This is a genomic window from Mesorhizobium sp. M7A.F.Ca.CA.004.12.1.1 (assembly GCF_003997835.1).
In the GTDB taxonomy this organism is placed as follows: Bacteria; Pseudomonadota; Alphaproteobacteria; order Rhizobiales; family Rhizobiaceae; genus Mesorhizobium.
Map to the genome: position 1 here is coordinate 1 of NZ_RZRK01000159.1, position 9,718 is coordinate 9,718.

The window sequence follows — 9,718 nt, forward strand, 5'->3', positions numbered from 1 at the left end:
CCTTTACGGTGCCCAACAAGCCGAGGATCGTCGAGCATCTGGAGCAGGGCGACATCGATCTCTTCATCGGAGCCGCGGAAGACGGTTCGAGTGGTCTGATCGGGCAGAAGCTGTTCGAAGAAGAATTCGTTACCGCCCAGCGGCACGGCCATCCGCGTGGCAAGGGGTCAATCACCCTGGACGAATTCTGTGCCCTCGACCATCTGCTCATTTCGACGAGCGGCGGGCATTTTGCAGGGATGATCGACGACGCGCTTGCCGAGATCAGCCGCTCGCGCAATGTGACGGTCTCCATCCAGAGCTACGCACTGGCCCCGCTCGTTCTGGAAAACAGCGATCTGATCTGCACCCTGCCCCGGCGTTTCCTGAGGCGCTTCGCTCAAGTTCTCGATCTGTTCGAAGCCCCCTTGGAGCTCTCGCCGTTCGCCATGAACCTGTTCTGGCACCCACGAATGCGCAGCGACCCCGCCCACATATGGCTGCGCAAACTGGTGATACAGAGCGCTCGCAGCGGTCACGAGGGGTAGTGGCCGAACACCACGCAATCGTTCCGGCTACCACATGCCGTGCAATCAGAGCTTCTGAAGCAGGTAGTCGCCAACCTTGTCGGCAGCCGGATCGAACAGCGTGTCGAGCCGCGAATTCAGTACGTAGACATCGTCGCCCAAGATCGCCGCGGCCGTCGGCATCGACATGATGCTGCGCTCCTGCCGGACAATCGTCGCCGATGCCCACCCGTCGGCGGATACCAGTTCGACGGTGCGATCTGCGCCCAGGTTCTGCACCACGATGAGGTGCTGGTCATCGATCAACTGAATGCCGTCGGCACCCGTGAGGGCCTCGGGCAGTTTAACCGGTTCGACCGTGCGGGGGTCGGCGATACTGACGCGAAACAGCTCACCCGTATTGTATTTGCCCACGAGCAGATAGCCATCCTTGTGCCAGGCGATGCCGTTCAGCTTGAAGCCGTCGCCATTCGTGAACCGTGGATCCTGCGCAAAGATCGCCGCCTTGCCCGCTGTGTCGATCCGATAGACGATCGGAGCAAAACTGTCGGTCACATAAGCGTTTCCGTCGGCATCGAGCGCGATGTCATTGGCAAAATGCGTACCTTCGCTGAGGCTGCCGAGATCGTAATAGGCCCGAGGCTGGCCGGTCGTGGCATCGTAGGTGGCCACCGCCGCAAGCTTGCCCTTGCTCGCCGCACCGGTGCGATCGCCGACGCCCGGGTCGGAGTTCGTCACCCAAAGCGTGTTGCGCTTGTCGTCGACGAGCAGACCCGCCGTGGAAACCAGCCTCGCATCGTGCACGAACACCGTGTACTTCCCGGTTTTGTCGACCTTGGCCACCAGGCCATGACGCACCGAGCCGACCATAAAGGTGTCCTGCCTGGCCGACCATGTCATGCTCTCCGGATAACTCTGGTCGGAGGCGAACGAAATCCCCTGAGCCGTGCTGCCGGCCATCGATGGCGATACAATGTTGAAGAGAATCATGGCTGCGACGCCAGACATTAGAGAACGAGAGATCATGATTGGTTCCTTTCGGTCGGTTGATGTCACCGCTCTAGAACTCTGAGCGCGCCTCGAGAAATCGCGTTTCACGATGAGACGAATCGATCGCGTTCATGGGTTTGGGACTTGTCAAAATCCAAACCCGTCCGATCGCCCGACCTGCCATGAACGGGCTCGATGCCACCAATCCGCAAGATCGATTGGCGTGGTGGCGGGCAGGCCAGCATGTTTCAGGCGCTCAACATCAGCAGACGCCGATCGGGCGGACTGGGTGGATGTTCAACGATGGAACAGAAAAAGATGCTCAATCTGTATTTTCACGCCACGCCGAATTCGATGAAGGTGGCGGTGCTGCTGCAAGAGCTGGAATTGCCCTTCGACGTCTCGCCGGTCGATATCTTCAAAGGCGAGCAGCACACGCCGGAATTCAGGGAGATCAATCCAAATGGCAAGGTGCCGGCGATGGTTGACGGGGAGGTGACGATATTCGACTCCCACGCCATCCTCCTCTACCTCGCCGAGAAGCACGGAAAATTCATTCCGGGCGAACTGAAGGCCAAGGCTTTGATGCTGTCATGGCTTCAGTTCGTGGCAACGGGCCTATCGCCGTTTTCCGGCCAGGCAATCCACTTTCTGCATTACGCGCCGGAAGATATCGCCTATGCGAAAAATCGTTACGTGAAGGAGCTCGAGCGCCACTACGCGGTTCTGGACCGTCGGCTTGGAAAGGCCCGCTATCTGGCCGGCGACGAGTACACGATCGCCGACATGGCGCTTTGGGGCTGGGCCGCCTCCGCCGGATATGCATTCGGCGAGAAGGGTCTTGGCGACTATCCCAATGTCGTGCGCTTCATGGACGAGGCGACCAAGCGCCCTGCGGTCCAGCGAGCCCTGGACATGAAGGCAAGGCATACCTTCAAGGCTGATCTCGATGCGGAATCACGTCGCGCCATGTTCCCGCAAAACGAGGCAGATGCCGTATGACCCGTGCCACCGGCAGTTTCTGCTGCCGGTGGATTCGAGCACCGCTGGCGGCCGGGTTCAGTGCGATGCTCGGATGCCCAACCAATGCAGTGCAATGTCAGCCTGGACGACCCAGCGATATTAGACGCCAATCGAGTTCACGGCTCGACGTCGGCGCGAGGCCAGCCCTCAAGCCTTCTTCTGCGTCACGAGCCCCAGTTCCTCGACCATCGCCTCGCATCAAAAACTTCTGCGGCTTGCCGGGTGACCGTCATCGGCAATTCGGTGCGGAAGCGGATGTGGCGCTGGATCTTGTCGCGGGCGATCTGGCCGGGCTTGAGCACGATCCGGGCAGCTTCAGCTTTTCCAGAACCGCTGAGCCGACAGCAACCGGTATCGCTCCCACTCCATCCGGGTTACGATGCGTTGCTGAGAACGGGCGCGGGCGCCTCGTCGAACCACCTACGTCAGGAGGGCAGCGTGAAGTCGCCGACAGTGAGAGTTATGGACGCAGCCGATGAAGATTCAGCGGTCGAGATAATCGTGCTGGCGTTTGCAGCGGACCCTATGGCGCGGTGGACCTGGCCGCATGCACACCCGTACCTTGCAGCCATGCCGCGAATGGCCCGCGCGTTCGGGCGCAGGGCATTCTCTAACGGAAGCGCCTTTTGCACCGACGGCTACGCCGGGACGGCGCTGTGGCTGCCGCCCGGCGTGCATTCCGACGAGGAAGAGCTTGGCGCCGTGATCGAGAGCACGGTTGAATCCTCTCTCGCCCCTGAAACCGCGGCCATATTCGAGCAGATGGCCACGTACCACCCGACCGAACCGCATTGGTACTTGCCCCTGATCGGCGTCGACCCGGCGCATCAAGGCGAAGGTCACGGCGATGCCTTGATGGCGTACGCACTCGCGCAGTGCGACCGCGATCACGCGCCGGCCTATTTGGAATCCTCGAACCCGCGCAACATATCATTCTACCAGCGGCACGGCTTCGAATCGCTCGGCGCGATCCAGGTCGGTTCGTCGCCGACGCTCATCCCGATGCTGCGGCGACCTCGTTAAGCGTCAGTTTGATCAGATAGTTTGACCCTGTGGGACGTTCAGGGCGTCCACGGAGCTGTCGAGCACACCGTCGAAGCCGCACACCTGGCCCTTCTCGCCGGTGGGAAAGCGGATCGCGGGCACCTCTTGGCAACTGTGCCAACTTCGCGGGATGATAGGGCCGCTGCCCGCCTATAGATCAGCTTATGACAGCTATCTCGCTTGCCGCGCGGTGAACCGCCATTCTGCAGACGGCCCCCATTGAAATCACGTCACACTTGTAACTCCCATCTGGCCTCCGTCCGAAATAGCGTTTCCGGATCGCAACCGTTGGAAACGCCGAATTCGACCGAGGACCGGAAATGACGATGTTTGCAGCAACGGGGAACGCCCATGGCGGGAGACCGGCGAGGAATGGCCCGGCGTTAGCGCCTTCTTCAAGCACGCGGGCGAGGTCTTTCGCACCTACTCCACCTACGGGCGCGGCGTTGAGGTGATGATGGGCACCTACGCCATGCTCGACCTCATGCCGAAAGGCCGCAACGAGAAGGAGGGAATGGACTGGGTACGTCGCCACGATCGATACGAGTAGCCACTCCGGGAAGCCGTGGAATGACGCTCGGATGACAAATGAGCCTTTCTGCGTCACGGCTCACGGCCGGCAGCTTTGTGCGGAAGCCGCCCAAAGCCGCCAGTCCGCTCTCGGCCCGATTGAGACGTCATTACCTCGTCGCCGTCGTCGACAGTTGGCTCAAAGCAACCCAGCCGCACCGCGAAGCCAGCCCTCAAGCCGTCTTCTGCGCCACCAGCCCCAGTTGCTCCACCATCGCCTCGCGCATCAGGAACTTCTGTGGCTTGCCGGTCACGGTCATCGGCAATTCGGTGCGGAAGCGGAAACGCCATCTCAGGCAACGGGCTGCAGTTCGCTGTCGGCTTCCAGACTGAAGAACCCAAGCAGTCCGTTGACGACCAGTCGCGCCACTGTATCTAATTGCCAGCCTGGGCCAAGTTTTCATGGTACAAATATAAGAAATATATATGTAAGAAATACCACGATATGGACAGCGCCCGTCAAGAATGTTGTTCTTTCAGTGCTAAAACTCACATTGCATATGAAGAGCGCTAAAATCAAAAGCACTGTGTCAGTCGCTGGAAGCCCCAGGGTTAACCCTCTTCCCGTCAGCAGGCTGGCGGCCGCGACCGCCGGTATTGTCAAACCGATTGTGGCGCAAGCGGAACCCATCGCGACATTCAAACCGCGTTGCAGCTCATTGTTGAGTGAAGCGCGAACCGCCGAAATGGCCTCTGGCATCAAAACCAGCCCGGCGATCAATGCCCCCACAATGCTGTCAGCCTGGGTCACCTGATAGGCAACGAGCGTATCCTCGACGCTTGCGGCGACCTGCTCGGCGAGCATGACAATGCCAATCAGCCCGATCAAAAGCAGCAATGCGCCGGCAAAGACGCTTTCGTGAGGGGCAGTCCGCAGCGAAACACCGTGGGCCTGCCCTTCGACAAAGTCTTCTCGGTGGCGGACAGTCTGCGCGAACACAAAACTTGCATAAAGCAGCACCGAAAGCACGCTCACAAAGCCAAGTTGAGCTGCCGAAAATGTGCCCGGCCCCGTAGCTTGTGTGTAGGTTGGCAGAATAAGCGTCATGATGGTCAGCGCGATCAGAACCGCGAGATATGCGCTGGTCCCTTGTCGAACAATTGCCTGCTTGCGATGACGCCAGCCGCCAAGCGCGAGACAGGTGCCGACGACGCCGGTGGATGCAATCATCACTGTTGAAAAGACAGACTCACGTGCAAGCGTAGGGTTGTTCTCTCCATGCAGCATCATGGAAACGATGATCGACACCTCGATTGCCGTCACGGCAAAAGTCAGCACCAATGTGCCGTAGGGCTCTCCTACACGCCGAGCCACCGCCTCGGCGTGGTCGAGGACCACGAAAATGGTGGTGAACATAATCGCACTCGAAAGCGCTCCGACGAGTATCCTGGCGCTCAGCGAACCTTCGTCCGCCGACAGTCCGCCGGCTCTGACGGCGACAGCCATCACCAAGGCGGCCAAGGGCATCGCATACGAAGTCACCGAACGTCCGAAACCGCTCATGCAAGCCCCTGCGCGCTGCTGCGAACCGTGGCTGCATTCGCGCACCGACAGATCGAAGCGTTCACCCGTTCACGCCGTCTTCTGCGCCACCAGCCCCAGTTCCTCCACCATCGCCTCGCGCATCAAGAACTTCTGCGGCTTGCCGGTCACCGTCATCGGCAATTCGGTGCGGAAGCGTATGTGGCGGGGGATCTTGTAATGGGCGATCTGGCCGGCGCAGAAGTTCTTGACCTCCTGCTCGGTGGAGATCTGGCCGGGCTTGAGCACGATCCAGGCGCACAGCTCCTCGCCATATTTGGCGTCGGGAATGCCGAACACCTGCACCTCCTTGACCTTTGGATGGCGGTAGAGGAATTCCTCGACCTCCCTGGGATAGACGTTCTCGCCGCCGCGGATAACCATATCCTTGACCCGGCCGACGATGTTGCAATAGCCCTCGGCGTCTATGGTGGCGAGGTCGCCGGTGTGCATCCAGCCGTCGCTGTCGATCGCCTCGCGGGTCTTGTCGTCGTCGTCCCAGTAACCCTTCATCACCGAATAGCCGCGCGTGCAAAGCTCGCCCGGTACGCCGACCGCAACGGTAGCGCCATCGGCATCGACCGCCTTGACCTCGACATGGGGGTGAATGCGCCCGACGGTCGAGACGCGCTTTTCCAAGGGGTCGTCGACGCCGCTCTGGAACGACACCGGGCTGGTCTCGGTCATGCCGTAGGCGATGGTCACCTGTTCCATATGCATCAGCGACACCACCTTCTTCATCACCTCGATCGGGCATGGCGAGCCGGCCATGATGCCGGTGCGCAGGCTGGAGAGATCGAAGGCGGAAAAATCCGGATGATCCAGCAGGGCGACGAACATGGTCGGCACGCCGTAGAGCCCGGTGCAACGTTCCTGAGCCACCGCCTTCAACGTCGCGCCGGCATCGAAGCCCTCGCCCGGGAAAACCATCGTGGCGCCCTTCGTGACGCAGCCCATCGTGCCCATCGACATGCCGAAGCAGTGATAGAGCGGCACCGGTATGCACAGCCGGTCGTCGACGGTCAGCTTGATCGCCGAAGTGACGAAATTGCCGTTGTTGACGATGTTGTTGTGGGTCAGCGTCGCGCCCTTGGGGGCTCCTGTGGTGCCTGAGGTGAACTGGATGTTGATGGCCTCGCCCGGCTTCAGCTTCTCCGAGATGCGGTCGAGGCTGTCATGCTCGTCACGCCCGGCCATGGCCAGCACGTCGCCGAAATTGAACATGCCGGGCGAATTCTCGTCGCCCATGCGGATGACGATCTTCAGCGCCGGCAGTTTCTGCGCCTTGAGCTTGCCCGGTGTGGCCTTGGCGATCTCGGGCGCCAGCGTCTCGATCATGCCGAGATAGTCTGACGTCTTGAACTTGGCAGCGGTGACCAGCGCCTTGCAGCCGACCTTGTTCAGCGCATAGTCGAGCTCGGTCAACCGATAGGCGGGGTTGATGTTGACCAGGATCAGGCCGATGCGGGCGGTGGCGAACTGCGTCACCAGCCATTCCCAGCGGTTGGGCGACCAGATGCCGACGCGATCGCCCTTTGCCAACCCCAGTGCCAGGAAGCCGGCAGCCAGCGCGTCCACCGTGTCCGACAGTTCGCTCCAGGTGAAGCGCTTGTCCTGATCGACGAAGACAGCGGCGTCGAGCGTGCCGTATTTGCTGACGGTGTCGGAAAACAGCGCGGGGATGGTCTTGTCGAGCAGCGGCACGCTGCGTTCGCCAGAGACATGCGCCCTGTTGTCGACGGGTGCGACGAAGACACCGCCAGCACGCGCGCCGGGTCCGCGCAGATTGCTGGCGTTCTTCAGCTCGTCGAGATTGACCGGCATCGCTCTCTCCTCCCGGGACTAAGTGCGTCGCGCTGAAACAGAATCATGCGACGCGTTCTAGGTCCTTGTTTTTATGCATGTCGTTCTCCCAAAACCGAGATCACTTTGGGCGACATGCATTAGCCGAGCCTATCAGCCTGCCGGAGTGGAGGAAATCCCGCCGATGGTCGTGAAAGGGCAACGATCCGGTCAACGATGCTTCGGAGCTTCGCGTTGGCTGACGAAGCGCGCCAAAACGAAAAAACCCGCCTGGGCGGCGGGTCACCGGCGCAAATCAGCACCATGGGCAAAAATGTAGCATAGCTGCCCTCACCGGTCAAGGAAATAATTCCTATCCGACCGCAGCCGCCATCTTCGCCGCGATGTCGCGCAGGACCGCTTCATCGGCCGCCGCCCGTGTCTTCTTCGACGCCACCAGACAGGCCTGCGAGCGCAGGACGAGGCCATCGCCCAGCACCTTGAGATGATTGGCGCGCAGCGTCGAGCCGGTGGTTGTGATGTCGACGATGACATCGGCCAGACCGGCCGCCGGCGCGCCTTCGGTAGCGCCGAGGCTTTCGACGATGCGATAGACCTGGATGCCGTGCTTCTGCGAGAAGAATTGCTGCGTCAGCCGCCAGTATTTGGTGGCGATGCGCAGCCGCCGGCCATGGCGCTGGCGAAAATCGGCGGCGACGTCGTCGAGATCGGCCATGGTGTCGACGTCGAGCCAGATGTCCGGCACGGCAACCACCACATCGGCATTGCCGAAGCCGAGACGGGCGACGATTTCGGCGCGGCTCTCCCAGTCGGCGAGGTTTTCACGCACCAGGTCCTCGCCGGTGATGCCGAGATCGACGGCGCCCTGGCCGATCTCCCCTGATATTTCGGAAGCCGACAGGAACACCACTTCGACATCGTCCAGGCCCTCGACGCGGGCGTGGTATTTGCGCTCGTCGCCGGGCAGGCTGACGGCGAGGCCGGCTTTGGCCAGTACTTCCAGCGCCTGTTCTTTCAGTCGGCCTTTCGACGGGATCGCCAGCGTGATCATGGCGCCGTCTCCCGCAATGCCTCGATGCGATCGAGCCAGACGGAAAAGCCGACGCCGGGGATAGGCGTCTTCGCGCCAAGCAGGGTCAGCAGCCGGTCATAGCGGCCGCCGCCGACCAGCGGCCGGTCGCCATTGTCGGCCGCGATTTCGAAAACCAGGCCGGTGTAGTAATCGAGCGGGCGGCCGAAGGCGGCGTCGTAGCGGATTTTATCGGCCGGCAAGCCGTGCGCCTCGATCGCCTTGGCGCGGGCAGCGAACTTTTCCAGCGCGACATCGAGCGACAGCCCGGCGCCGGTGGCGAAGGTCTCCAGTGCCTGGGCCGCGCCATCAAGCGGAACGTCGATCGCCAGAAAATCCTTCAGCGCGGAAAAGGCCCCGCTCGACAACCGAACGCTGCGCAACTCGGCTTTCTCGATCAGCCGCCGGGCAATGTCGGACGGCGCGCGTCCGGCGGACGCCGACAGGCGCGCCTCTTCCATGCCGCTGGCGATATGGGCGGAAAGACCGTCCAGATCACCATCGAGGACGAGGGCGGCGACCGGCCCGGAAAGCTGGCCGTTGCGCGGCGGGTTGGCGAGATCGGCGAGAGCCGTCTCAAGCATCGGCGCCGAGCCGAACGCACGGGCAAGGCGCATGCGCCAGCCGCGCGGCAGGCCGAGGGCAGCCAGAACCGCCTCGAAAATGGTCTGGTCGCCTAGCGTGATCGCCAGCGCCTGACCAGGCAGCACCAGCGACAGCAGCGCATGCGCGTCGGCTACCGAGCGGGCATCGGCTCCAGCGGTATCGCGGTCACCGAGATCCTCAATGCCGGCCTGGAAGAACTCGTTGCCGCCTTCGCGGCGCTGTCGAAACACCTCGCCGAGATAGGAATATCGGCGGGGTGTGCCGGCCTGCGAGCTTATGTGGTCGAGGCAGACGGGGATGGTGAATTCCGGCCGCAGGCACAGCGTCTGGCCGGTCTCGCTTTCGGTCAGGAAGATGCGGCGGCGCAAATCCTCGCCGGCCATGTCGAGGAAGGGGTCCGCCGGCTGCAATATGGCGACCTCGACGGCGTGCGTGTTGCGCGTGGCGAAGAGGTTGGTGATGTCGGTGGAGATGGCGGGGGTGCGGGAGGTCAACTTGCTGACCTCAGTGCTGCACGACCCTCTGGTCCCAAACCAGAGGCGCCAACGATCCAGGCGAAGGCCGGCGCTCTACGGCGCCCCCCTC

The 9,718-nt window shown here is 61.9% G+C and carries 8 protein-coding genes and 1 pseudogene; 4 read left to right on the forward strand and 5 right to left on the reverse strand.

Annotated elements, in window-relative coordinates:
* Positions 1-527: LysR substrate-binding domain-containing protein (locus EN984_RS11055; RefSeq protein WP_245480054.1), on the forward strand; the 527-nt coding region annotated here is incomplete at its 5' end.
* A 45-nt stretch (positions 528-572) separates the two neighbouring features.
* Here the strand turns inward: EN984_RS11055 and EN984_RS11060 are convergent.
* Positions 573-1,466, reverse strand: coding sequence for an SMP-30/gluconolactonase/LRE family protein (locus tag EN984_RS11060; RefSeq protein WP_164748887.1), 894 nt, complete (start codon positions 1,464-1,466; stop codon positions 573-575).
* A gap of 348 nt (positions 1,467-1,814) precedes the next feature.
* Here EN984_RS11060 and EN984_RS11065 point away from each other — a divergent pair, with 348 nt between their 5' ends.
* The 3 genes and pseudogenes from EN984_RS11065 to EN984_RS11075 form a co-directional block, all read left to right on the forward strand.
* Positions 1,815-2,498 (forward strand): glutathione S-transferase N-terminal domain-containing protein, encoded by a 684-nt coding sequence (locus EN984_RS11065; protein WP_127269670.1) that lies wholly within the window; start codon positions 1,815-1,817, stop codon positions 2,496-2,498.
* A gap of 459 nt (positions 2,499-2,957) precedes the next feature.
* The gene (locus EN984_RS11070; protein WP_206517178.1) at positions 2,958-3,542 is read left to right on the forward strand and encodes an N-acetyltransferase; all 585 of its coding nucleotides are present in this window, start codon (positions 2,958-2,960) and stop codon (positions 3,540-3,542) included.
* A gap of 355 nt (positions 3,543-3,897) precedes the next feature.
* Positions 3,898-4,113: pseudogene (locus tag EN984_RS11075) on the forward strand (DUF899 family protein); the annotation flags it as partial.
* A 420-nt stretch (positions 4,114-4,533) separates the two neighbouring features.
* Here the strand turns inward: EN984_RS11075 and EN984_RS11080 are convergent.
* The 4 genes from EN984_RS11080 to EN984_RS11095 all read right to left on the reverse strand — a co-directional run bounded on the left by EN984_RS11080 (position 4,534) and on the right by EN984_RS11095 (position 9,627).
* Positions 4,534-5,637 carry a calcium:proton antiporter gene (locus EN984_RS11080; protein ID WP_127269260.1) on the reverse strand — a complete coding sequence of 368 codons (1,104 nt, stop codon included), beginning with the start codon at positions 5,635-5,637 and terminating at the stop codon, positions 4,534-4,536.
* Between the two features lie 69 nt (positions 5,638-5,706).
* Positions 5,707-7,479, reverse strand: coding sequence for an AMP-binding protein (locus EN984_RS11085; RefSeq protein WP_127272182.1), 1,773 nt, complete (start codon positions 7,477-7,479; stop codon positions 5,707-5,709).
* 331 nt (positions 7,480-7,810) lie between these two features.
* A complete protein-coding gene (hisG, locus tag EN984_RS11090) occupies positions 7,811-8,509 on the reverse strand; it encodes an ATP phosphoribosyltransferase (RefSeq protein ID WP_127272183.1) in 699 nt (232 codons plus the stop codon).
* The gene (locus tag EN984_RS11095; RefSeq protein ID WP_127272184.1) at positions 8,506-9,627 is read right to left on the reverse strand and encodes an ATP phosphoribosyltransferase regulatory subunit; all 1,122 of its coding nucleotides are present in this window, start codon (positions 9,625-9,627) and stop codon (positions 8,506-8,508) included. Before EN984_RS11095 ends, hisG begins: the two co-directional genes overlap by 4 nt.
* Positions 9,628-9,718 lie beyond the last annotated feature (91 nt).

What these genes read in the sequence shown, in the direction of transcription:
- EN984_RS11060 (WP_164748887.1), bottom strand. Translation starts at nt 1,466, where the DNA reads ATGGCCGGCAGCACGGCTCAGGGGATTTCGTTCGCCTCCGACCAGAGT.
- EN984_RS11065 (WP_127269670.1), top strand. Translation starts at nt 1,815, where the DNA reads ATGCTCAATCTGTATTTTCACGCCACGCCGAATTCGATGAAGGTGGCG.
- EN984_RS11080 (WP_127269260.1), bottom strand. Translation starts at nt 5,637, where the DNA reads ATGAGCGGTTTCGGACGTTCGGTGACTTCGTATGCGATGCCCTTGGCC.
- EN984_RS11085 (WP_127272182.1), bottom strand. Translation starts at nt 7,479, where the DNA reads ATGCCGGTCAATCTCGACGAGCTGAAGAACGCCAGCAATCTGCGCGGA.
- hisG (WP_127272183.1), bottom strand. Translation starts at nt 8,509, where the DNA reads ATGATCACGCTGGCGATCCCGTCGAAAGGCCGACTGAAAGAACAGGCG.